We start from the raw sequence: 23,421 nt of genomic DNA on the forward strand, positions 1-23,421 counted from the left end.
GCCCGCGCCCGCGGCGGGGGCGGGCATGGCGCTCGCGCTGGTGGCGACCGTGTTGGTCTCCATGGAGAGCCGGGACGGCTCGTCCGCCCTGCACGGGCGCCTCACCCGTCGTCTCCTGGTGCTCACGCTCTTCTCCGGGCTGGCGTTCGCCGCGTTCTTCGTGTTGTTGGCGCAGGTGCCGCCGGGCCAGGGCCTGTGGCCGGTCGCGGCCTCGCGGATCGGGGCGACGGTGATGCTGCTGGTCGCCGCGGTCGCAGCCCGTGAGTCGTTCCGTTTCTCCCGGCGTCTCATCGCGATCGGCGTGGTGATCGCCGTGTTCGACGCCGTCGCCAACGGTGCCTTCTACTTCGCCTCGCAGGCGGGGATGCTCTCCCTGGTCAGTGTGATCGCTGCGCTGTACCCCGCTTTCACCGTAGCGCTGGCGATCGCCCACGGCGGGGAGCGGATGCGTGCGGTCCAGATGGTCGGACTCGTCCTGGCGGGGGTGGCGATCTCCCTGCTCGCACTCGGCTGAACCGGGTGCTCGGCTGAACCGGGTGCTCGGCTGAACCGGGTGCTCGGCTGAGAGGGGAGAGCGGGATCACTCTGGCGGGCGGCGCGTCACCGGGGTAGGGTGGGGAGTCCGTCGGCGGAAGTCGGCGGTCCTGACGGGGCTGACTTGGTTTCGACTACGTGAGTTGACGCAGGGGAAGCGTGCCGGTGCAGGCCAGAGACCACCGTAAGCGTCGTGGCAACCAATTACGCGCCGATACCAATCAGCGCGACTACGCCCTCGCTGCCTGATAGCGAGCCCGTAGTCTGTCGGCCCGGGGTCGCTCTCGCCCCGGTCACCGGCATCATCTAGAGAGATCACCGGCTCACCCGGTCACGGGGTGGGTCGGGACATCACACAGTGACTGGGATCGTCATCACCGACATGTCCACATGAGGGTGAGATCCGAGTAGAGGCCAACGCGGACTGCGCACGGAGAAGCCCTGCCGATGCTGCGGAGGACCCGGGTTCAATTCCCGGCAGCTCCACCATTCGGGCCACACCCCCGGTCGACGCCGACCGGGGGTGTGGTGCATTTGCATCGACGGTGCGCGCGCGGGGTCGCTCCCACCGCTTCGGTACCCTCTGGCGTAGTGCCGGTCACCCGGAAGAGGTCGACGGTCTCCCAGTAGAGAAAGGCCCGCGTACACGTGAACGCCAAACCCAACAAGAACACCAAGGTCCTCCAGACCAAGTCCAACAACGGGATGATCATCACCGTGGTCGCGCTCATCGCGGTCGCCGTCGTGGTCCTCGGTGGCGTCGTCTGGATGGCCCAGCGGGGCGGAGAGGCCAACCCCATCACGTTCGGCGAGACCAATGACGAGCTGATCGACATCACCGAGGCCGGCGTGGTCGTCGTCGGCCCGGACGAGGCGCCGACCGTCCAGATCTGGGAGGACTACATGTGCCCCGCATGTGGCTCCTTCGAGGCGCAGTACGGTGAGTCCATCTCCGAGGCCGTCGAGGCCGGGGATCTGCAGGTCGAGTTCCACACCCTGAACTTCCTCAACGGCCAGTCCGGCTCCGGTGAGTACTCCACGCGCGCGCTCGCGGCCATCCAGTGTGTCGCGGCCAAGGACTCCCTGCCCGTGTTCTTCGACGTCAAGAATGCGTTCTTCGCCGAGCAGCCGGGGGAGGGCGGCGGCGACCTCTCGGCCCGCGAGCTGGCGGACATCGCGGAATCAGCCGGCGCGAACGCGGACTCGGTCGAGTGCATCGGCAACGTCGAGTCCAACGGCGGCATGGACAAGGCCTCCGACAGTGCGGACAACGCCCAGCAGAGCATCCGCGAGATCACCGATCGCGTGTCCACCCCGACGGTCGCCCACGAGGGCGAGGTCGTCGACATCGGCAACGCCGCCTGGCTCCAGGACATCATCGCGTAACTCGTCCGGCGAACCGCCCGGTGCTCGTGCCGGGTGCGCAACTGTGGCCCGGCCCCGCCCCTCCCGGTGGGGCCGGGCCCGATTTGGAGGCCCGAACCGTGGTGGTGTAACTTAGGTCGGGCCGGTCACCGAGAGGTGAGCGGCGGACAAATGGATACGGGGCTATGGCGCAGCTGGTAGCGCACCACACTGGCAGTGTGGGGGTCAGGGGTTCGAGTCCCCTTAGCTCCACCGAGGACGAGATCCCGGGACAACGGAAACGATGTCCCGGGATCTCGCCATGTGGCGCCTTCCGCCATCCGGTCCGCGGTCGTAGTGTCGGGGTATGGCGGGGCCAGGGGAGATCACGGACGTCGTCGACGTGCTCGACGCGCTCGTCGACCACGGTCGGCTGGTCGGGTACGTCTGTGGCGTCCGCGAGAGCGGGCGCTCCAGGATCGTCTCCGGCGGAGCCCGCATCGTGGGCGGACCCGCGCTGGGGGAGGACGCGGTGTTTCCACTGTCGTCCAACACCAAGCCGGTCGGCGGGATCCTGGCGATGCGTCTCGTGGAACGCGGTGTGCTGACCCTCGACGACCCGGTGGACACGTTCTTGCCCGAGCTGGCGGACCCTCCAGTGCTGGCCACGCCGGACGCCCCGCTGGACCGCACGGTCCCGGCCGAGCGGCCCCTCACACTGCGGCACCTGCTCACCATGACCGCGGGTGCCGGCTGGGTGGGGGAGAACCCCGCGTTGTCGGAGGCGATGTCCGACCGTGGGGTCGCCCCGGGGCCGTACGCCCCGGCCGTCGCGCCGGACGAGTATCTCCGTCGGCTGGCGGAGCTGCCCTTCGCGGGCCAGCCGGGCCAGCAATGGTGGTACCACACCAGCAGCGATGTCCTCGGGGTGCTCCTCGCCCGCGCCACCGGCTCGTCCGTGACCGAGTTGCTGGCCGAGTACGTCACCGGGCCACTGGGGCTGGCCGACACGGGGTTCACGGCCGACCTCTCCCGTCTCCCCACCTCGTACGGCCTCGGGCCCGACGGCAGGGTTTCGCCACTGGACACCGCGGGCAGGTTCGCGGTGCCGCCGGTCTTCGAGTCCCTCGCCTGCGGCCTCGCCGCGACGGTGGGCGATTATCTGGAGCTGTTGGGTGTGCTCGTCGACGGTGGCCCGGTGCTCGACCCGGAGAGTGCTCGGCTGATGGCCACCGACCACCTGACAGCGCGGCAGCGGGCGAGCGCGGAGGATTTCCTCGGGCCCGGCTGCGGCTACGGGTTCCAGGTGGAGGTGCGCCCGGGCGGCGTGGTCGGCTGGGCCGGGGGACTGGGGACGATCGGGTACGTCGACCGCGGCACCAGGCGGGCCGCGGCGGTCTTCACCACCCAGTCCTTCGACGTCCCCGGCACGACCGAGGCGCTCGAGACCGTCTGGTCGCTGCTGCGCTGACGACCCGTCCTCGCGGACCGGTCAGCGCCACCACGTGTCGAGCGGGGTGGCGGGCACCGTGCGCTTGTGGCGCGAGCCCAGGAACAGCTGCTCGATCCGCGCGGAGGCCTCGGGCGGGACGCCGTCGCGGCCCTCGAGGTAGTCGTCGATCTGGGCGTAGGTCACGCCGAGGGCGACCTCGTCGGGCAGGCCCGGCCGGTCATCCTCGAGGTCGGCGGTGGGGACCTTGCGCCAGGTGGAGTCCGGCGCGCCGAGGTGGCGTAGCAGTGCCGCGCCCTGTCGTTTGGTGAGACCGGTCAGGGGGGTCAGGTCGACCCCGCCGTCGCCGTATTTGGTGAAGAAGCCGGTGACCGCCTCGGCGGCGTGGTCGGTGCCGACGACGAGGAGGTTCAGTTGCCCGGCCACGGCGTACTGGGCGATCATCCGCTCACGCGCCTTGACGTTGCCGCGGACGAAGTCACGGAGCGGCGCCGCCTCGTCGGGCAGAGCCGTGAGTGCGGCGGAGGCGGCCTCGGAGGCGGCGTCGGACGCGGGGCGGACATCCACCGTGAGACTCTCGTCCGGACGGATGAACTCCAGGGCCGCCTGCGCGTCGGCCTCGTCGGACTGTTCGCCGTAGGGCAGGCGCATCGCCACGAACCGGGCGCGCGACATCCCCTCGTCCCGCAGTCGCTCCGCGGCGAGCTGACAGAGCCGGCCGGTCAGGGTGGAGTCCTGCCCGCCGCTGATCCCCAGGACGAAGCCCGTGGCGGGGGTCGAACGGAGGTAGTCGACCAGGAACGTGACCCGCGACCCGACCTCCTCCGCGGGATCGATGTCGGGACGGACGCCGAGTTCGGCGATGATGGTGGCGCGCAGGGCGGCAGCGCGGTCTGTCGTGGTCTCGGTCATGGCGTCAGCATAGGAACCACGTGTGACGACCGCGTGACATCTCCGCCGGTGGCCGCGAGTACCCGGAGCGCGGCCGGGGTGCGGGCGGGGTGCCGTCCGTCGCCGGTTGGAGTTCTGGCCGGGCAGTCCGTTACGATGGACCAGTTGTGTGTCGTACATCCGACCTTCCGGGACGGACGTGTCGCACAGTGATCCCCAGTCGTGTCGGCGGCCATAGCGGCCGCCCCGAGAGCCTAAGGAGCGCCAGATGAAGGTCCGCAAGTCCCTTCGGTCGCTGAAGAACAAGCCGGGCGCCCAGGTTGTCCGTCGTCGCGGCAAGGTCTACGTGATCAACAAGAAGGACCCCCGTTTCAAGGCCCGCCAGGGCTGACATGTCCGCGTGAGTCCTCACGCATCCTCGAGGGCCCGCCACCGGTTCGCCGGCGGCGGGCCCTCGTCGTCGTCGTACTCTTACCGGCGCCCACCACGGCCCCGTGGGGACGACTCGCGCCCGGCGGTGAACCGTCCCCGGCCCGCCACATCCGTCCACGCCCCGGACGCACGATCATCCACGTGCTTGTGGAGGGCGTGGGGACAATCTGTGGGGTCCCTGGGGAGGTCCTGTGGGATGCCGACCCGCCGCTCCGGGACGGTGATCGCCGTGCGACCGTAGGTGTGCGCGGCGCCGGATCGACGGTCCGGGGGCGGGGTTCCCACCGGGGGCCCACGGTGTCCACAAGGCGGGATCGCGACCTGGGAATACCAGCGATGTAAGACCAAAATGTTGTGGTCGATTGACTCGCTGGCCACTAGGGGTAGTGTCTAGAAGCGTTGCGGCCCCAATGAATGTCACTCGTGGGATTCGGACCGTGACCCCCGACAGACACCGCGGTCATCCACAGGCCGGGCGAGAGCCCGGGCCCGGGAGGCCGCTACGAGAAGAGCCCCTCGCGCCGTCCGGCGCCGTGCCGAAAGAGGTCCTGAGACACATGGTCACCGTCTACACCAAGCCCGCCTGCGTCCAGTGCAACGCCACCTACAAGGCGCTCGACAAGCAGGGCATCGAGTACGAGATCATCGACATCTCGATGGACGACGAGGCTCGGGAGTACGTCATGGCGCTCGGGTACCTCCAGGCGCCCGTCGTGGTCGCGGGCTCCGACCACTGGTCCGGCTTCCGCCCGGACCGCATCAAGGCACTCGCCACCGTGGCGGCCTGACTGCGCGGTCATAGTCCGACGGCGCGGTAACACCAGGATTCCTTCGACAAGGGGGCGGCGATGGCGGCTCCGATACCGGCCGAGAAGCCGGTGAGGATCGTCTACTTCTCCAACATCTCCGAGAACACCAAACGATTCGTCGACCGGCTCGGTCTCCCCGCACTGCGTATCCCGGTGCGGAGGACCGAGCCCGTCCCGACGGTGTCGGACCCGTATGTTCTGATCGTTCCGACCTACGGGGGAAGCCTCGAGATCACAGGCAAGAACGGAGCCGCGGTCCCGCGGCAGGTGGTCGCGTTCCTCAACAACGCGCACAACAGAAGTCTCTGCCGGGGAGTCATTGCCGGCGGCAACACCAACTTCGGACGGGATTTCGGTCGCTCCGGCGACGTGATCGCCGAGAAGGTGGGGGTCCCGTACCTCTACCGCTTCGAGTTGATGGGCACACACGAGGACGTCATCCGCGTCCGAGAGGGATTGGAAGAGTTTTGGCAGCACCAACCGTGAACCCCGAGAGCATCACCGCGGGAGAGGCGGGCGACGGTCAGCGTCTCGACTACCACGCCCTCAACGCGATGCTCAACCTCTACGACGCGGACGGGAAGATCCAGTTCGACGCGGACCGCCGGGCGGCGCGGGAGTACTTCCTGCAGCACGTCAACCAGAACACGGTCTTCTTCCACAACCTGGACGAGAAGCTCGACTATCTGGTCGAGAAGGACTACTACGAGCGCGAGGTGCTGGACCAGTACGCGCGCAACTTCGTCCGCGAACTGTTCGACCACGCGTACGCCAAGAAGTTCCGCTTCCCGACCTTCCTCGGCGCGTTCAAGTACTACACCTCGTACACGCTCAAGACCTTCGACGGGAAGCGCTACCTCGAGCGCTACGAGGACCGCGTGTGCATGGTGGCGCTCACCCTCGCCGCCGGCGACCAGGTGCTGGCCCGCCAGCTGGTGGACGAGATCATCGACGGTCGCTTCCAGCCCGCCACGCCCACGTTCCTCAACTCCGGCAAGAAGCAGCGCGGGGAGCCCGTCTCGTGCTTCCTGCTGCGCATCGAGGACAACATGGAGTCCATCGGCCGCAGCATCAACTCCGCGCTGCAGCTGTCCAAGCGCGGGGGTGGCGTGGCACTGCTGCTGTCCAACCTCCGTGAGCACGGCGCGCCCATCAAGCACATCGAGAACCAGTCCTCGGGCGTCATCCCCGTGATGAAGCTGCTGGAGGACTCGTTCTCCTACGCCAACCAGCTCGGGGCCCGCCAGGGTGCCGGCGCCGTGTACCTGCACGCGCACCACCCGGACATCTTCAAGTTCCTCGACACCAAGCGGGAGAACGCGGACGAGAAGATCCGCATCAAGACGCTCTCCCTGGGCGTGGTGATCCCGGACATCACCTTCGAGCTCGCCAAGCGCAACGACGACATGTACCTGTTCTCGCCGTACGACGTCGAGCGGATCTACGGCAAGCCGTTCGCGGACGTCGACATCTCGGAGCACTACCACGAGATGGTCGAGGACAGCCGGATCAAGAAGACCAAGATCAACGCCCGGCACTTCTTCCAGACCGTCGCCGAGCTGCAGTTCGAGTCCGGCTACCCGTACATCATGTACGAGGACACCGTGAACCGGGCCAACCCGATCGCCGGCAAGATCACGCACTCCAACCTGTGCTCGGAGATCCTCCAGGTCTCCACGGCCTCGGAGTTCAACGAGGACCTGAGCTACTCCGAGGTGGGCAAGGACATCTCCTGCAACCTCGGTTCGCTCAACATCGCCAAGGCCATGGACTCACCGGACTTCGGTCAGACCATCGAGACGGCGATCCGGGGACTGACCGCGGTCTCCGACCAGACCCACATCGACTCCGTGCCCTCGATCGAGCGGGGCAACTCGGAGTCGCACGCGATCGGCCTGGGGCAGATGAACCTCCACGGCTACCTCGCGCGTGAGCGGATCCACTACGGATCCGAGGAGGGTGTCGACTTCACCAACATCTACTTCTACACCGTGCTCTACCACGCGCTCCGGTCGTCCAACGCGATCGCGCGGGAGCGTGGAACCTGGTTCGCCGGGTTCCCGGAGTCGAAGTACGCCTCGGGTGAGTTCTTCGACAAGTACACCGACCAGGTGTGGGAGCCGGCCACCGACCGGGTCCGCACGCTGTTCTCCGAGGCCGAGGTGACCATCCCCACGCAGGAGGACTGGCGCGCGCTGAAGGCCGACGTGCAGAAGTACGGCATCTACAACCAGAACCTGCAGGCCGTGCCGCCGACGGGGTCGATCAGCTACATCAACAACTCGACCTCGTCGATCCACCCCGTGGCGTCGAAGATCGAGATCCGCAAGGAGGGCAAGATCGGGCGCGTCTACTACCCGGCGCCCTACCTGACCAACGACAACCTGGACTACTACCAGGACGCGTACGAGATCGGCTACGAGAAGATCATCGACACGTACGCGGCGGCCACCCAGCACGTCGACCAGGGCCTGTCGTTGACCCTGTTCTTCAAGGACACGGCCACCACCCGTGAGGTCAACCGAGCCCAGATCTACGCGTGGCGCAAGGGCATCAAGACCCTGTACTACATCCGCGTGCGTCAGCTCGCGCTCGAGGGCACCGAGGTCGAGGGCTGCGTCTCGTGCATGCTCTGACCGCCCGGCCGCAGGCCTGCGTCCCGAACCCCACACGTCCCCAGGAGGAGATCCGATGACCGCCGAGCTGCACGCTCCGGGATCCCACAGTCCCGCCGCCGGCATCCAGCCCAAGCTGGTCGACCGGGTGTCGGCCATCAACTGGAATCGCGTCCCCGACGAGGTCGACGATCAGGTGTGGGGCCGGCTCACCACCAACTTCTGGCTTCCGGAGAAGGTGCCGGTCTCCAACGACATCCCGTCGTGGCAGACCCTGACCGAGTACGAGCAGCAGCTCACCACCCGCGTCTTCACCGGCCTGACCCTGCTGGACACCCTGCAGGGCACGGTCGGCGCGGTCAGCATGATCCCCGACGCGTCGACCCCGCACGAGGAGGCGGTGCTCACCAACATCGCGTTCATGGAGTCGGTGCACGCCAAGAGCTACTCGACGATCTTCTCCACGCTGTGCTCGACGCCGCAGGTGGACGACGCGTTCCGCTGGGCGGAGGAGAACCCCTTCCTCCAGAAGAAGGCAAAGATCGTGCTCGGCTACTACGCGGGGGACGATCCGCTCAAGCGCAAGATCGCCTCGGTGATGCTCGAGTCGTTCATGTTCTACTCGGGCTTCTACCTGCCCATGCGGTGGTCCTCGCGGGCCAAGCTCACCAACACCGCCGACGTCATCCGGCTCATCATCCGCGACGAGGCGGTGCACGGCTACTACATCGGGTACAAGTACCAGCGCGCCCTCGAGCACGTCACCCAGGCGGAGCGGGACGAGCTCAAGGACTACACCTTCGAGCTGCTGTTCGAGCTGTACGACAACGAGGCGGACTACACCGAGGATCTCTACGATCCGGTGGGGTGGACCGAGGACGTCAAGAAGTTCCTGCGGTACAACGCCAACAAGGCGCTGATGAACATGGGCTACGAGGGCATGTTCCCGAAGGATGAGACCGACGTCGACCCGGCGATCCTGTCGGCCCTGAGCCCCAACGCCGACGAGAACCACGACTTCTTCTCCGGCTCCGGCAGCTCGTACGTCATGGGCAAGGCCGAGGCGACCGAGGACGAGGACTGGGACTTCTGACGCACCGGTAGCGGCCCACGACGCCCCTGCGACCGAACACGGGCGCAGGGGCGTCGTCGATCCACTGTCGTGGAGGGACTGCTGGCTACCCGTCCGGTGCGACCCCGTTGATCGATCCCCGGATGTCGTCGAGGACCGCCCGCGCCGCCACCGGGCCCGCCCCCTCCCACACGGCACGGTCCACCACGAACACGCGCTGCGATCCCACGGCGTCGAGGTCCGTCCACCTGTCCGAGGCGAAGACCTCCCGCGCCTCGTCCTCGGAGCCGGGCCCGCCTCCGACCACCGCGAAGATCACATCCCCGTCCAGTTCGTCACCCACGGCCGGGGACTGCGGCAGGGGCGGGAGGCGCTCGCCGTCGCGCGTGCGTTGCGCAGGGGGGCGCTCGGCACCCACGGCCTCGAGCATCAGGGAGCCCAGCGTGTCCGGCCGCTGCACCTCCACGCCGTCACCGTCCCCTCCGGTCACCGACACCAGAGAGACCCGGGTATCCGACGGGGTGGTCGCGTCGGCGGTGCGCTGCGCCCGCTCGATCACCTCCAGTAGGAGATCGCCGCCGGCGCGGGGCCGACCGTAGGCGTCGGCGATCGCCTCGGTGGCCTCCGTCCAGTCCACGATGTCGGCGTCGTAGACCACGGTGGGGGCGACATCAGTCACGGCGGCGACGACGGCCGGGTCCACCTCGTCCGACCCGGCCAGCACGATGAGGTCCGGACGCAGTTCCCGCGCGGCCCGCGCGACCTCGTCGGCGTCCCCGCCGACGAGGGGACCGACCGTCGGGAGTCCGGTCAGTGAGTCGGGCAGGTAGACGTCCGCACCGTCGGGTAGGCCGGACGTGCCGACGACGAGGACCTGCAGCCCGAGGGCACAGGCCGTGTCCACCGCGCCTGTGCCGAGCGCCAGGATCCTCTCCGGCGACCGCGGCACCTCCACCCGGTCCGGACCCGGCCCCTCCGTGGGGACCCTGCGGTCACCCGGCCCGGGGAACTCCGCGGGGAACGGTGCCGGGGCGCACGACTCCTCCGGCTCTGCCGAGCGCTGCAACTCCTCGCCGGCCATCCGCGACGGGGTCGTCGTCATCGGGTGCTCGACCATGTCGACGGGGGAGGGGCCACACGCCACGAGCGTCAGCCCGGCCGCCAGGGGGACCGCCGCCCTGACGGCGCGCCGGGCATACCCCCGCGCGGGGTGTTGGCGGGGGGCGGTCACGGAATCGGTCATGGGACAACAGCCTAGGAGATCGGCCGAGAAGGGCCGCTCATGCGGAGGTCGCGGGCGGGCGGCGGGTGCCCGTCCCGGCGTGCCGGACCACGGCGTGATTAGCGGCGACGTGGCCGAGCCAGGCGTGGAGGTCGTCGCGGGTTCCGGCGAAGACGTTGAGATCCACGCCGTCGGTGAAGCCGGGCACCTCACCGGTCTCGGAGCGCTGCCAGAACAGCCACTCGTTCCAGCCGCCGATCACGGGCAGGGTGGGCTCGGAGACCCCGTACTCGGCGAGCCACAGCGGGAACTCGGCGAAGCGGTGGGTGTTGGCCATCCGATCGATCCAGAAGTAGCGGTAGGTGTAGAGGATCGGCGCGCGGCCGGTCCGGTGGGCGAGAGTGTCGAGGAAGACCTGCGTCCAGTCGGCCAGCTCGGCGGGGTCGAGGCCCTCGTCCTTCTCCAGATCGAGCACCGGCGGGAGCTGCGGGCCGCCGACGGACTGCAGTCGGTCGGCGAACGCGTGGGCCTGCTGCGCGGGGTCCATGGCGGGGCGCGCCATGTGGTAGCTGCCGACGAGCATGCCGGCGGCGCGGGCGTCGGCCACGTCGGCCTCGTAGTAGCGGTTGGCGGGTCCGGTGCCCTCGGTGGCCTTGATGAACGCGAAGGACTGCCCGGACGCGGCGGCCGCGTGCCAGTCGACGCCGGCACCGTGCGGATGCTGCCAGCTCGCGGCGTCGACCCCCTGCGCGAGGCCGTGGTAGGCGGGCGCCAGGGGGACGCCGGCGTCGGCGCGCGGGGAGATGACGACGACGAGGAGGCCGAGAGAAAGGGCTGCTGCAGAGGCCACGGCGACGAGAAGGCGGGGAAGGGGGGCGCGTCGGGCCGACGGTCCGGCAGATGTCATGGGCTGAGTATGTTGCAACCCCTTCAGTCACACAAGCAACTCACGCAACATTTCTCACATCTGTCCAGTTCCGGCCCGGGCAGCGGACGCGGTGAGGCGCCGGAGGGTGGCCGGAGAGCGACCGGAGAGTGGCCAAGATCACGGGTTGATCACAACCTGTAACACGCTGCCCCACGCGTTCGATGACCTGGTTTCCTCACCTACGATTAAGGCAATCCCACCGACCAGTCGGGAGTGCCCCTCAATGAACAATGCGATCGACCTGACCACCCCGCGTTACCGCCAAGACCTCGTGACCGAGGTCGATGGCCCGGGCGACGACCCCTTTCTGGAGGTGTCGGTCGCCGAGACCGTGATGCTGGACGAGCACGGGGCGGGGCGGGGGGTTCCGGAGTTGCGGCTGCAGACCGGGGCGGAGGGCATCACGCTCACCGATCGTGACCAGATCCTGCAGCTCCAGGCGATCATCAACCGCGCGGTGAACCAGTGGCGCGAGTCCGCCTCGCACCTGATTTGAGCTCTCCTCGAGCGACTCGACGCGCTGCGCCCTGACGTCGGGCGGTCGGATGCGGGCGGCCGGATGTGGGTGACCGGTCAGTCGACCCGGATCCCCGCCTCGCCGATCAGCGCCAGGCCCACGCCCAGCACCTGGTCGGGCGAGATGAGGGCGCCCCGCAATGCCGACGCCCCGCGTAGGTCCTCCAGGTCGGCGCCGCGCAGGTCCACGGCCGAGAGGGTGGCCCGGTCGAACGCGGCACCACGCAGGTCGGAGCCCTCGGTGGTCAGATCGGCGATGCGCGCCTCGAGCAGGTCGGCCTGCCGGCACCGTGTCGAGGCGAGGCGGACCCGCTGCAGTCGGGCCATCCGTAGGTTGATCATGTCCGCGTGGCAGTCCTCGAATGTCACGTCGGTCAGTCGTGCGTCGGACAGCACGATCCCGGTCAGTCGGCAGCCCGCGAACCTCACGCGGGTGAGCGAGGCGCCGTCGGCCACCAGTCCCGACAGGTCGCAGCCGCTGATCACGACATCGGTCAGCCTCAGGCCGTCCGCGCGGGCGCCGCTCAACCGGAGGTTCTCGAGTGCGGATTCCCGGATCTCCATCCCGCCGATCTGCGCCGCGCCCTCCTCCGGGTCGGGCGCGTGTTCGGCGGCGGCCAGGACCCCGTCCCACAGGCCGTCCGTCTCGAGTTCGGTGCGCGGCGGCTCGAGCTGCTCCCGTCTCGGGATGACGGGGGCGGCGGGTGGACGGGGTGAGTTCGAGCGGCGACGCAGCGGTGGGGGCACGGCCGTCAGCGTAGAGGGGGCGCGATCAGGGGAGGTCGCAGAGTTGCCGGAACTGGTCCCACTCGGCCTCGAGTGCAGCCGGGGAGACGGTCGGCTGCACTGCGATGCCCGACAGACGACTCGCCACCGCGGACAGGGCGTTGTCGGTAACCCCGTCGGAAAGGCGGCGGACCTCGGCGGAGACGGCCTCGCGGTCGGTGTCGGCGCCGTGGACGAGTCGGTGGACGGGTTCGGTCAGCGTCCCGCAGCCCGGGGTGGCCTCCGGCCCGGGCGTCGGGGGCGGCGACGTCGCGGTGGGGGCCGCCGCCCCCGGGGATGAGGTGGCCGTCGCGATGGTCGAGGTGGCCGTGGCCTGGACGGCGGGGTCCGCGGTCCCGGGGGTCTGGTCTCCGACGCTGACCTGGCCGCACCCGGACACCGCCAGCGCGAGGGACGCGGCCGCCGCGGCGACGGTGCCTGCCGCTGCTCTACCGGGGATCATGGGCCGACACTAGCGGCATCTGGGATTCCGCGGGGCGCGGGCGTACTCTGGTCCGCGAGGTAGACCGATCGGTCTATCGAAGTGTGTGAGGAGCGAGAACTGTGAGTCTGCGAGAAGCGTTCGCCTTCCCCGAGATCGTCAACGACTACGCCGCGCGGTGCACCGCCGCCCTCGTGGTGACGCTCGCGGTGATCACCCTCCTCGCTCCCGAGCCCGCCCGGACATGGCTGGCGGGAGCGCTGGTGGTGGGTTTCGTGCTCCGGGTTGCCGGCGGCCCGCGGTACTCGCCGTTCGGTCGCCTGTCGGTTCACGTGCTCGCGCCGCGGGTCAGCGACGAGCCCAAGATGGTCGCCGGCGCGCCCAAGCGATTCGCCCAGACGATCGGCCTGGTGATGTCCTCGATCGCGTTCGGACTGTTCCTCGCCGGGTTCGCGGTGGCGGGCAGCGTCGTGCTCGGTGTGCTGGTCGCCGCCGCGCTCGCCGAGGCCGCGCTCGGCTTCTGCCTGGGCTGCTGGATGTACGGGCAACTCCAGCGGGTCGGCATCGTCTCGGAGGACGCGTGCGTGGACTGCGCGGACATCTGGGCGCGGCCCGGGATGACGGCCCGCAATTAAGGGGCGGCCCGGGAGGACCTCCCGGCTACGCGCCCGCGATGGTCCATTCACGCAGCCCAACCCCTCGATGAGTGTGCAATCGGGCAGCGTAGGCCAGCGAGGACGTGGAGCCGGGGCCGCTTGTGGTGGCGGTGTGAGCGGTCTTGATCGCGGACGACCTGTCGTGGTGCCGCGATACTGTGGACCCATGAGTACTCCCGCTGACGGCAACGCCTCCGACCGGCCCGACGACCCGTTCGGCGGTCGGGCGAACGAGCAGTGGCCCGGTCACGACGGTGGTCAGCAGTACGGGGCCGGCGGCTACGGCGGTCAGCAGTACGGGAGCCCGCAGTACGGAACCCCGCCGTACGGGAGCCCGCAGGGCGGCGGTCAGTTCGACCCGGGTCAGTACGGCGCGCAGCCCTTCTACGGCGCCGAGTACGCCTACGGGGCGCAGCAGCCGTACGGGATGCAGTCCTATGGTCAGCGGTACGGGATGCAGTCCTACGGTCAGTTCCCGCCGGCGGCCCGCAAGGACCCGGCGCTGATGCTGGTGGCGTCCCTCCTCGTGCCCGGCCTGGGGACGATGCTGGTCGGCCGGGCCGGTAGGGGTGTGGGCATCCTCGCCGGCTACCTCGTGGGTGCTCTGCTCTCGGTCATCCTCATCGGACTGCCCATCATGTTCGGGTTCTGGATCTGGGGGATGGTCGACGCCTACCAGGGCGCCAAGGATCACAACGCCCGCCACGGCCTGCCCTGACCCGCGTCCGGCAGCCGCGCGCGGCATCCACGACCACCGGCCCGCCTCACCGGTTCGGCGCATCCCGTCGGCCCGCCTCGTCGTCGTCACGGAGGTGGCGACCTCCGACGTCGTGCCGACCGCCCACCCCGCGACCACTTACGTAACCTGTCTACATGACCGCGACCGAGATCCCCACCACCGACGCGCCCCGTCCCTCGGGCCTCGACCTGCAGTACGTCGATCCGGACGTCCGGCCCCAGGACGACCTCTACCAGCACGTCAACGGCACCTGGATCCGTGAGCACGTGATCCCCGCCGACCGGCCGATCGACGGGGCGTTCCTCGCCCTGCGCGACCTGTCCGAGGAGCGGGTGCGCGACATCATCACCGACGCCCCGGTCGACTCGCAGATCGGCGCCTTCTACGCCTCCTTCATGGACACCGGCGCCGTCGAGGCCGCCGGCGTGGCCGCGCTCGCGCCCGATCTGGCCGAGATCGACGGTGCGACCGACGCCGACTCGCTCGCGCTGGCCATGGCGCGCCTGGAGAAGGTGGGCGTCGGCGGCCTGATCGGCGCCTACGTCAACAACGACGCCAAGAACTCGAGCGAGTACATCCTCTACCTGGTGCAGTACGGCATCGGGCTGCCGGACGAGTCCTTCTATCGTGAGGACCAGTACGCCGAGATGCGCGAGCAGTACACCGACCACATCGCCCGGATGCTCGACCTCGCCGGGCTGGTCGACGACGTGGACGGGGAGACCGGGGCCCGCCGGACCGCCGAGCGGATCGTCGCGCTGGAGACCCGCATCGCCGCCGCCCACTGGGACGTGGTGGCCCGTCGCGACGCGGACAAGACCTACAACCCCGTCACCTGGGACGAGTTGCCGCAGCAGGCCCCCGGCTTCCCCTGGCATGAGTGGGCCCGCGAGCTCGGCGGCACCGAGGAGACGTTCGGCCGGCTCGTCGCGATGCAGCCCGACTTCCTCACCGCCGTGGCCGACCTGTGGGCCTCCGAGCCGCTGGAGACCTGGAAGCAGTGGCTGCGCTGGCGGACGGTCTCCGCGCGCGCGCCGTTCCTGACCTCGGACCTGGTGGACGAGAACTTCCGCTTCTACGGCACCGTCATGTCCGGCACCGAGGAGAACAAGGCCCGCTGGAAGCGTGGTGTCGGTGCGGTCGAGGCCGCCCTCGGCGAGGAGGTCGGCAAGGAGTACGTGGCCCGGCACTTCCCGCCCGGCCACAAGGCGCGCATGGTCGAGCTGGTGGAGAACCTCACCGAGGCCTACCGCTACTCCATCAGCCGTCTGCCGTGGATGACCCCGGCCACCCGCGAGCGGGCGCTGGCCAAGCTCGAGGCGTTCGTGCCCAAGATCGGCTACCCCGACAAGTGGCGCGACTACTCGGCGCTCGAGGTCCGCGCCGACGACCTGCTCGGCAACGTGCGCCGCTCCGCCGAGTTCGAGCACCACTACGAGCTGGGCAAGCTCGGCGGCCCGGTCGACCGCGGTGAGTGGCACATGACGCCGCAGACGGTCAACGCCTACTACAACCCGGTGATGAACGAGATCGTCTTCCCGGCCGCCATCCTGCAGCCGCCGTTCTTCGACGCCGACGCCGACGACGCCGCCAACTACGGGGCGATCGGTGCCGTGATCGGGCACGAGATCGGTCACGGGTTCGACGACCAGGGAGCGAAGTACGACGGCGACGGCAACCTGGTCGACTGGTGGACCGACGACGATCGCGAGGCGTTCGGAACCCGCGTGGAGGCGCTGATCGCCCAGTACGAAGGCCTCACCCCCGACGGCCTGGACGCCACGAAGGACCACGTCAACGGGGCCTTCACGGTGGGGGAGAACATCGGCGACCTGGGCGGTCTCACCATCGCGCTGCTGGCCTACCGGCTGGCACAGGGTTCGAACGAGCAGGGTTCGAACGAGCAGAGCACCGACGGCGAACCCGCCGAGGGCACCGAGGTGGGCCCGGAGATCGACGGGATGACCGGCATCCAGCGGCTCATCACCTCGTGGGCGATCGTGTGGCGGACCAAGACCCGCGCCGAGGAGGCCGGCCGCCGGCTCGCCGTGGACCCGCACTCCCCGCCGGAGTTCCGCTGCAACCAGGTGGTCCGCAACCTCGACGATTTCCACGCCGCCTTCGACGTGACCGAGGACGACGGCCTGTGGCTCGCCCCCGAGGAGCGCGTCAGCATCTGGTGAGGGTGCTCAGGCGCCGGTGAGTCGGCGGTGGTCGAGGTCGAACTCCCGCCGCGCGACCCTCTCGACGGCCCCCGAGGCGATGAGGTCGTGTAGTCGACGGCTCAGCGTCTCCGGGGTCGTTCCCAGGTGCGTGGCGAGGTCGGACTGGGACAGTGGCAGTCGCACCCGGATCCGCCCGTCCTGGCGGGGCGACCCGGGTAACGACACGAGGTAGGCGGACAGTCGCGTGAGCACGTCCTCCGAGGTGATCGACGCCAGGTGCTGTTCGCTCTCGACCACCTTCCACGCCAGTTCGCGGGTGATCGAGTCGTTGAGCACCGGGCACGCGGCGGCCGCTGACCGGAGCGCGCCGTGCGAGACGCTGGTCAGCGTGGTGGCCTCCGCGGCGACGACGGTGTGACGGGCAGGGCAGCCCAGTGCGAACTCCACCAGGCCGAGATGGCTCCCGGGGCCGAGGACCCGGACGTGACGCTGGTGCCCGGACCGGTCCTCCCTGACGACATGGAGGGCCCCGGCCGTGATCACCACCAGGCGGCCCACCGGTTCCCCGGTCACCTGCACCACCGCGCCTGGCCTCGCCGTACTCGTCCGCGACGAGGCGGCCAGGGCGGCCCCGCACCGGGGTGGCAGCGAGGCGAACAGGACCGAGCCCGCGAACAGCGCGGACCCGGTGACTCCGGAATCGTCCCCGTGCGCGGTCATGTCACCAGTGTGGCCCTGTGGGGCGCCCACGTGTGCATTTCCTCACACCGAGTTGACCTAGATCAATGCGGTTCCGAGGCTCCCGGCCTAGTTTCGGATGAACGAACGACAGGGGAGCGATATGTCGGAGACTCTTGTACCGCCCACGCGCCCGACGCGTGAGCTCGACCACCCGCCGGGTGAACCCACGGGTGATGCCCGGCCGGGCTCGTTCGTGTGGAAGATGCTGACGACGACCGACCACAAGTTGCTCGGCATCATGTACATCGTCACCTGCTTTATCTTCTTCTTCGCCGGCGGCCTCATGGCGCTGCTCATCCGGGCGGAGCTCTTCCTCCCGGGTATGCAGTTCCTGTCGAATGAGCAGTTCAACCAGCTGTTCACCATGCACGGCACGGTGATGCTGCTGCTCTACGGAACCCCGATCGTCGTCGGGTTCGCGAACTACATCATTCCGCTGCAGATCGGCGCCCCCGACGTGGCGTTCCCGCGCCTCAACGCGTTCGGCTTCTGGCTGTTCGCCGCGGGCGGCACGATCATGCTCTCCGGCTTCCTGACCCCCGGTGGCGCGGCGTCCTTCGGCTGGACCATGTACATGCCGCTGGCGGACAAGATCCACTCGCCGAACGTCGGCGCGGACCTCTGGATCCTCGGCGTCGGCATCGGCGGCATCGGCACGATCCTCGGTGCCGTCAACTTCGTCACCACCATCATCTGCCTGCGCGCACCGGGTATGACCATGTTCCGGATGCCGATCTTCACGTGGAACATCCTCGTGGCGTCGGTCCTCATCCTCCTGATCTTCCCGCTGCTCACCGCGGCCGCACTCGGCGTCTTCTACGACCGGCAGTTCGGCGGGCGCATCTACGATCCGGGCAACGGTGGCGCCATCCTGTGGCAGCACCTGTTCTGGTTCTTCGGTCACCCCGAGGTGTACGTCCTCGCGCTGCCGTTCTTCGGCATCGTCTCCGAGGTCTTCCCGGTCTTCTCTCGCAAGCCGCTGTTCGGCTACGCCGGCCTGGTCTTCGCGACCCTCGCGATCGCCGCACTGTCGACGGCCGTGTGGGCGCACCACATGTACGTCACCGGCGCGGTGCTGCTGCCGTTCTTCTCCTTCATGACGTTCCTCATCGCGGTCCCGACCGGCGTGAAGTTCTTCAACTGGATCGGCACGATGTGGCGCGGCAAGATGACCTTCGAGACGCCGATGCTGTTCGCCCTCGGCTTCATCATCACCTTCCTCTTCGGCGGTCTGACCGGCGTGATGATGGCCTCGGCGCCGATCGACTTCCACATCTCGGACACGTACTTCATCGTGGCGCACTTCCACTACACGCTCTTCGGCACCATCGTGTTCGCCACGTTCGCCGGCGTGTACTTCTGGTTCCCCAAGATGACGGGCCGGATGTACGACGAGCGGCTCGGCAAGATCCACTTCTGGTTGATCTTCATCGGTTTCCACACGACGTTCCTGGTGCAGCACTGGCTGGGCAACCAGGGCATGCCGCGCCGGTACGCCGACTACCTGGATTCGGACAACTTCACGGTCCTCAACCAGATCTCCACGGTCGGTTCGTTCATCCTCGGCATCGCGATGCTGCCGTTCATCTGGAACATCATCAAGAGCTGGCGCTACGGGGAGATCGTCACGGTCGACGACCCGTGGGGCGCGGGCAACTCCCTCGAGTGGGCGACCTCGTGCCCGCCGCCGCGCCACAACTTCGTGACGCTGCCCCGGATCCGCTCCGAGCGCCCCGCGTTCGAGCTGCACTACCCGCACATGAGCGAGCGGATGCGGGCGGAGGCCCACGTCGGGGGCCGTCGCAAGGCCCGGGACCCGGACACCGCGAAGGACGTCGGGGAGCGCGGGACCTCGCCCTACAGGAGCTGAACACCGAGGGCCGGATGCGTGGAAGCGGCAACCCCCGGGTCGGGGCGACGGATAGTGTCGGTGCCCATGACGATCCGGGTAGTGGAATGGTCGACGGGGTATCTGGGCCGGATGGCAGTCGAGGCGATCGCCGCCCGGCCCGAGCTGGAACTGGTGGGCCTGTACGTCTCCGACCCGGCCAAGGTCGGCGTGGACGCCGGGCGACTCGCCGGGGTGGACCGCGACCTGGGTATCGCGTCCACCGATGACACTGACGCGCTGCTCGCGCTGGACCCGGACGCGGTGGTCTACACCGCCGAGACCGAGACGCGGTTCGTGGACGCGATCTCCGACTTCTGCCGCTTCCTGCGCGCCGGTATCGACGTGGTGGCCTCCGGTCCGGTGCTGCTGCAGTACCCGCACGGCACCCTGCCCGAGGAGATGATCTCCGAGCTCGCCGCCGCCGGACGTGAAGGCGGCGCCACACTGCACGTCAACGGCATCGACCCCGGCTTCGCCAACGACGTCCTGCCGCTGGCCATGACGAGCCTGTCCCGGCGGATCGACCACATCCGCATGGGCGAGATCGCCGACTACTCCGTGTACCACCAGGGCGAGACCATGCGGCGACTGTTCGGCTTCGGCGGATCCATGGACACGCTGCCGCCACTGCTGCGTCCGGGGATGCTGGCGGCGGGCTGGGGATCGGTGGTCCGCCAGCTCGCGGCCGCCCTCGACGTCACCCTGGACGAACCGCTGGTGGAGCGCCATGAGCGACTGCCCGCGGACCGCGACCTGACCCTGCTGGCGTGCGAGGTCCCGGCGGGGACGCAGGCGGCGCTGCGGTTCGAGGTGGTGGGGCAGGTCGACGGCGAGGACCGCATCGTCCTCGAGCACGTCACCCGCACCGCCCACGACCAGGCCCCCGACTGGCCGCGACCCGACCACGGCGACGGCTGCTACCGCATCGAGATCGCCGGCGAGCCCGCGATGCGGGTGGAGTTCGGCCACCACGCCGAGCGCGGCGACCACAACGTCTCCGGCATGCTCGTCACCGCGATGCGACTGGTCAACTCGGTGGAGGCGGTCGTGGCGGCGGCGCCGGGACTCGTGTACGCGAAGGACCTCCCGCTGATCACCGGGCGTGGCTTAATGAGCACATGAGAACCCTGCGGGCCGCCCTGGCCGTCACCGCCGCCGCCCTCCTCGCGGTGACGGGCGCGGGCGCCGCGAACGCCACCGACCCGTCGACGCGGGCACCGCTGCCGGTGCCGTACTCGTTCTTCACCGGGGCCGCCCAGGCACTCACCGCCCCGGGGGCGGAGCTGCCCGGGGCCAACGACTGGTCCTGCCGCCCCACCGCCGACAAGCCGCGCCCGGTCGTGTTGGTCCACGGCACCTCGGGCGGCGCGGTCACCAACTGGGCCACCTACGGGCCACTCCTGCACAACGAGGGCTACTGCGTCTACACGCTCACCTACGGGGCGTTGCCCGGCCAGCCGTGGCCGGTCAGTCTCCTGGGCGGCCTGTCGGACATCACGGAGGTCTCGGTGCCGCAGGTCGGCGAGTTCGTCGACCGCGTCCTCGCCTCGACCGGTGCCGAGCAGGTCGACCTCGTCGGGCACTCGCAGGGGACGCTCGTCTCCGGCCTGGTCGCCAAGGTCGGCCGGCCCGGCAAGGTGAACACCGTCGCCTCGATAGCCCCGCTGTGGCACGGCTCCCGCGGGACCGGGTCCGGGGCGATCGGGACCGCCCTGGCCAGCGGGGACCGCGGACGTGCGGTCGAGATCGCTCCGTCCCTCGGCCAGATGGCCGCCGGGTCGGAGACGCTCGAACTCCTGTGGTCGGGTGGCACCCCCTATGCGCCGGGCGTGACCTACCTCAACCTCGTGACCCGGTACGACCAGCTGGTCCAGCCGTACACCTCCGGTGTCGTCGAGGGCCCGCGGGCCACCAACATCACCATCCAGGACGGGTGCGAGCAGAACCGGGCCGAGCACCTGGCCATCGCCTCGGATCCCCGGACCGCGGACTTCATGCTCAACGCCCTCGACCCCGCCGATACTCGTGAACCGCGGTGCGAGGCGGTCGCCCCGTACCTGGGACCGATCCCCCCGCCGCCGGGATCGTGAACCGGACCGGGGTCGCGGGACTGCTCGCGGCGGCAGCCCTCGTCGTCGTCGCCCCCGTCCCCGCGGCTGCCGCGCCCACGGCTGCGGCCGCTCCCGCCCCCACCACGGGCCAGGTTCCGTGGCGGTGGTGGGACGGCGCGGCGTACCAACTCACCCACCGCCTGGCCGATCCGCCCGGGATCAACCGGGACGACTGCCGGCCGACCGCGCAGCGCCCCGCGCCGGTGATCCTCGTGCACGGCACCGGGCTCAACGGCGGGAACTCGTGGGCCACCCTCGGTGCCGCACTGGCCGCCGAGGGCTACTGCGTGTGGGCCCCCACCGTGGGCGCGCCACCCGGACCCGGCGGCGCCCCGGGGTCTGTGGGCGGCGTCGACTCGCTCACCGGCGCCTCGGCGCCTCAGCTCGCCGCCGAGATCGACCGGGTGCGTGCGCTCACCGGGGCCGCCGAGGTGGACCTGGTGGGGCACTCGCAGGGCGCGATCATCGCCTCCTACGTCACCGCGACCGCCCGGGCCGACGCCGTGCGCACCGTCGTCACGCTGGGCGCCGATCCCGCCCGGTCCGGCGACGGGCCACCCGAGTTCGTCACCGATCTGCTCGGCGTGCTGTCGCCCGACACCGCGCGGCAGGACGCCGAGGCGACGCTCGCGTGGCTGGGCGAGGAGGGCGTCCCGTTCGCGCGCGGGGTGCGGTACGTGGCGGTGTCCTCGGACTACGACGAACTCACCGGGCCGGTGGTGGCGCCGGAGGTGCCGGACTTCGTGGACCTGGACGTGGTGCGGCTGCAGGACGGCTGCGAGGTCGACCGCTCGGGGCACCTGACCGTGCTGGCGTCGCCTCGAGCGGTGGACCTGGTGATCGACGCCCTCGGCGGGCCGCGGGGCCCGGGTGGTGTCGAGCCGGCCGGCCCGCCGCCGCGCTGCGTTCCCGCGGATCAGCTGCTGGGCGTGCTCGCGCCCGTTCCGCCCCGGTGACCAGGCGCGCCGGATCAGTTCAAGCGGAGGCCGGTCTCGGGGTCGAACGCGTGGACCTCGGAGTCGACGTGCCGGACGCGGAGGCGCTCGCCGACCGCGGTCCCGTGTGCCCGGTCCAGGCGCACGGCGATCCGGTCGCCGGCGTCGGTGTGGCCGTACGCGAAGGACTCCGCGCCCAGCTCCTCGACCAGGTCCACCACCAGATCCAGGCCGGGTTCGTCCTCGCCCACAACCCGCAGTGACTCCGGTCGGGCACCGAGGGTGACGCGGTCGCGGCCCTCGAGTGAGGCGGGGATGGCCACCTCGGCGTCACCGACGTGGGCCCGGGAGCCCTCGACCGCCACCTCGAGGAGGTTCATGGCCGGCGTGCCGATGAAGCCGGCGACGAACGCGTTGACCGGCCGGTCATACAGCTCGCGGGGGGCCGCGACCTGTTGGAGGACGCCGTCTCTGAGCACCGCGACGCGCGTACCCATCGTCATGGCCTCGACCTGGTCGTGGGTGACGTACACCGTGGTCACGCCCAGCCGTCGTTGCAGCCCGGCGATCTCCCCGCGGGTGGAGACCCGCAGCTTGGCGTCGAGGTTCGACAGTGGCTCGTCCATACAGAACACCTTGGGCCGACGCACGATCGCCCGACCCATGGCGACCCGCTGGCGCTGGCCGCCGGACAGTTGGGAGGGTTTGCGGTGGAGGAGGGGATCCAGCTGCAGGATCCGCGCGGCCTCCTCGACCTGCTTGCGGGTGTCGGACTTGTTGACGCCGGCGTTGCGCAGTGCGAACCCCATGTTCTGGGCGACCGTCATGTTGGGATACAGCGCGTAGTTCTGGAACACCATGGCCACGTCGCGGTCGCGGGGAGCGACGCCGGACACGTCGAGCTCGTCGATGAACACGCGGCCGGCGTCGACGGGTTCCAGACCTGCGAGCATCCTCAGGCTGGTGGACTTGCCGCAGCCGGAGGGGCCGACCAGGACGAGGAACTCGCCGTCGGTGATGTCGATGTCGAGGGCGTCGACGGCGGGCGCCGATCCCTTGTCGAACCGGCGGGTCGCGTGGTCGAAGCGGACGGTGGCCATCGGGTGGGGTGCTCCTCGTGCGTGAATGTTCGGGGGAGGTGACGCGGCTGTGGGGTCAGGGGT

Annotated in this window: 23 protein-coding genes, 1 tRNA gene and 1 other RNA gene; 18 read left to right on the forward strand and 7 right to left on the reverse strand. The window is 69.7% G+C overall.

The features are described 5' to 3' along the window. From J1M64_RS14920 to J1M64_RS14940, 5 genes are all read left to right on the forward strand, one after another. Window positions 1-514, forward strand: a 514-nt coding sequence (locus J1M64_RS14920; RefSeq protein ID WP_206474606.1) for an EamA family transporter, incomplete at its 5' end; no start/stop codon positions are given. 135 nt (window positions 515-649) lie between these two features. Next, window positions 650-1,023: a transfer-messenger RNA gene (gene ssrA / locus J1M64_RS14925) on the forward strand. A gap of 159 nt (window positions 1,024-1,182) precedes the next feature. Beyond that, entirely contained in the window at window positions 1,183-1,920 is a 738-nt protein-coding gene (locus tag J1M64_RS14930) for a thioredoxin domain-containing protein (RefSeq protein ID WP_067712411.1), read from the forward strand. 158 nt (window positions 1,921-2,078) lie between these two features. Further along, window positions 2,079-2,151 (forward strand) — tRNA-Ala (locus J1M64_RS14935). Between the two features lie 94 nt (window positions 2,152-2,245). Then, window positions 2,246-3,349, forward strand: coding sequence for a serine hydrolase (locus tag J1M64_RS14940; RefSeq protein WP_067712414.1), 1,104 nt, complete (start codon window positions 2,246-2,248; stop codon window positions 3,347-3,349). Between the two features lie 21 nt (window positions 3,350-3,370). Here J1M64_RS14940 and nadE read toward each other — a convergent pair whose 3' ends face one another. Then, on the reverse strand, window positions 3,371-4,240 hold the full coding sequence (gene nadE, locus J1M64_RS14945) for an ammonia-dependent NAD(+) synthetase (protein WP_206474608.1): 870 nt from the start codon (window positions 4,238-4,240) through the stop codon (window positions 3,371-3,373). A gap of 247 nt (window positions 4,241-4,487) precedes the next feature. Here nadE and ykgO point away from each other — a divergent pair, with 247 nt between their 5' ends. The 5 genes from ykgO (at window position 4,488) to nrdF (ending at window position 9,168) form a co-directional block, all read left to right on the forward strand. Then, complete coding sequence (gene ykgO / locus J1M64_RS14950; RefSeq protein ID WP_003852698.1) at window positions 4,488-4,610, forward strand: type B 50S ribosomal protein L36; 123 nt, start codon at window positions 4,488-4,490, stop codon at window positions 4,608-4,610. 598 nt (window positions 4,611-5,208) lie between these two features. Continuing rightward, a complete protein-coding gene (locus tag J1M64_RS14955) occupies window positions 5,209-5,439 on the forward strand; it encodes a redoxin NrdH (RefSeq protein ID WP_067712419.1) in 231 nt (76 codons plus the stop codon). Between the two features lie 60 nt (window positions 5,440-5,499). Continuing rightward, a complete protein-coding gene (gene nrdI, locus J1M64_RS14960) occupies window positions 5,500-5,946 on the forward strand; it encodes a class Ib ribonucleoside-diphosphate reductase assembly flavoprotein NrdI (protein ID WP_067712422.1) in 447 nt (148 codons plus the stop codon). 68 nt (window positions 5,947-6,014) lie between these two features. Beyond that, complete coding sequence (gene nrdE / locus J1M64_RS14965) at window positions 6,015-8,096, forward strand: class 1b ribonucleoside-diphosphate reductase subunit alpha (RefSeq protein ID WP_067712491.1); 2,082 nt, start codon at window positions 6,015-6,017, stop codon at window positions 8,094-8,096. A 55-nt stretch (window positions 8,097-8,151) separates the two neighbouring features. Further along, window positions 8,152-9,168, forward strand: coding sequence for a class 1b ribonucleoside-diphosphate reductase subunit beta (nrdF, locus tag J1M64_RS14970; protein WP_067712425.1), 1,017 nt, complete (start codon window positions 8,152-8,154; stop codon window positions 9,166-9,168). 85 nt (window positions 9,169-9,253) lie between these two features. Here nrdF and J1M64_RS14975 read toward each other — a convergent pair whose 3' ends face one another. Further along, window positions 9,254-10,390 (reverse strand): ABC transporter substrate-binding protein, encoded by a 1,137-nt coding sequence (locus J1M64_RS14975; protein ID WP_241261578.1) that lies wholly within the window; start codon window positions 10,388-10,390, stop codon window positions 9,254-9,256. 37 nt (window positions 10,391-10,427) lie between these two features. Then, complete coding sequence (locus J1M64_RS14980; protein WP_206474609.1) at window positions 10,428-11,276, reverse strand: glycoside hydrolase family 25 protein; 849 nt, start codon at window positions 11,274-11,276, stop codon at window positions 10,428-10,430. Window positions 11,277-11,520: 244 nt separating this feature from the next. On the opposite strand from J1M64_RS14980, the gene J1M64_RS14985 reads away from it, so the two are divergent. Further along, window positions 11,521-11,793, forward strand: coding sequence for a hypothetical protein (locus J1M64_RS14985; RefSeq protein ID WP_067715983.1), 273 nt, complete (start codon window positions 11,521-11,523; stop codon window positions 11,791-11,793). 77 nt (window positions 11,794-11,870) lie between these two features. Here J1M64_RS14985 and J1M64_RS14990 read toward each other — a convergent pair whose 3' ends face one another. Both J1M64_RS14990 and J1M64_RS14995 read right to left on the reverse strand, forming a co-directional pair. After that, the gene (locus J1M64_RS14990) at window positions 11,871-12,560 is read right to left on the reverse strand and encodes a pentapeptide repeat-containing protein (protein ID WP_096906654.1); all 690 of its coding nucleotides are present in this window, start codon (window positions 12,558-12,560) and stop codon (window positions 11,871-11,873) included. A 25-nt stretch (window positions 12,561-12,585) separates the two neighbouring features. Further along, on the reverse strand, window positions 12,586-13,041 hold the full coding sequence (locus J1M64_RS14995) for a hypothetical protein (RefSeq protein WP_143337737.1): 456 nt from the start codon (window positions 13,039-13,041) through the stop codon (window positions 12,586-12,588). A 101-nt stretch (window positions 13,042-13,142) separates the two neighbouring features. On the opposite strand from J1M64_RS14995, the gene J1M64_RS15000 reads away from it, so the two are divergent. From J1M64_RS15000 to J1M64_RS15010, 3 genes are all read left to right on the forward strand, one after another. Next, complete coding sequence (locus J1M64_RS15000) at window positions 13,143-13,655, forward strand: DUF4395 domain-containing protein (protein WP_096906655.1); 513 nt, start codon at window positions 13,143-13,145, stop codon at window positions 13,653-13,655. Between the two features lie 187 nt (window positions 13,656-13,842). Next, complete coding sequence (locus J1M64_RS15005) at window positions 13,843-14,394, forward strand: hypothetical protein (RefSeq protein WP_069390026.1); 552 nt, start codon at window positions 13,843-13,845, stop codon at window positions 14,392-14,394. 155 nt (window positions 14,395-14,549) lie between these two features. Continuing rightward, on the forward strand, window positions 14,550-16,598 hold the full coding sequence (locus tag J1M64_RS15010; RefSeq protein WP_096906656.1) for a M13 family metallopeptidase: 2,049 nt from the start codon (window positions 14,550-14,552) through the stop codon (window positions 16,596-16,598). Window positions 16,599-16,604: 6 nt separating this feature from the next. Here the strand turns inward: J1M64_RS15010 and J1M64_RS15015 are convergent, their stop codons facing one another. Continuing rightward, the gene (locus J1M64_RS15015) at window positions 16,605-17,300 is read right to left on the reverse strand and encodes a Crp/Fnr family transcriptional regulator (protein WP_067715997.1); all 696 of its coding nucleotides are present in this window, start codon (window positions 17,298-17,300) and stop codon (window positions 16,605-16,607) included. Window positions 17,301-17,421: 121 nt separating this feature from the next. Here J1M64_RS15015 and ctaD point away from each other — a divergent pair, with 121 nt between their 5' ends. The 4 genes from ctaD (at window position 17,422) to J1M64_RS15035 (ending at window position 22,279) form a co-directional block, all read left to right on the forward strand. Then, a complete protein-coding gene (gene ctaD, locus J1M64_RS15020; RefSeq protein WP_096906657.1) occupies window positions 17,422-19,191 on the forward strand; it encodes a cytochrome c oxidase subunit I in 1,770 nt (589 codons plus the stop codon). A 66-nt stretch (window positions 19,192-19,257) separates the two neighbouring features. After that, on the forward strand, window positions 19,258-20,334 hold the full coding sequence (locus tag J1M64_RS15025; protein WP_096906658.1) for a diacylglycerol kinase: 1,077 nt from the start codon (window positions 19,258-19,260) through the stop codon (window positions 20,332-20,334). Continuing rightward, window positions 20,331-21,302 (forward strand): triacylglycerol lipase, encoded by a 972-nt coding sequence (locus J1M64_RS15030; RefSeq protein WP_206474610.1) that lies wholly within the window; start codon window positions 20,331-20,333, stop codon window positions 21,300-21,302. Before J1M64_RS15025 ends, J1M64_RS15030 begins: the two co-directional genes overlap by 4 nt. Then, window positions 21,299-22,279, forward strand: a complete 981-nt coding sequence (locus tag J1M64_RS15035) for an alpha/beta fold hydrolase (RefSeq protein WP_307872455.1) — start codon at window positions 21,299-21,301, stop codon at window positions 22,277-22,279. Before J1M64_RS15030 ends, J1M64_RS15035 begins: the two co-directional genes overlap by 4 nt. Before the next feature lie 14 nt (window positions 22,280-22,293). Here the strand turns inward: J1M64_RS15035 and J1M64_RS15040 are convergent, their stop codons facing one another. Beyond that, window positions 22,294-23,358, reverse strand: coding sequence for an ABC transporter ATP-binding protein (locus J1M64_RS15040; RefSeq protein ID WP_067717165.1), 1,065 nt, complete (start codon window positions 23,356-23,358; stop codon window positions 22,294-22,296). Window positions 23,359-23,421: the final 63 nt, after the last annotated feature.

Source organism: Dietzia sp. KRD202 (assembly GCF_017168155.1).
In the GTDB taxonomy this organism is placed as follows: domain Bacteria; phylum Actinomycetota; class Actinomycetes; order Mycobacteriales; family Mycobacteriaceae; genus Dietzia; species Dietzia kunjamensis.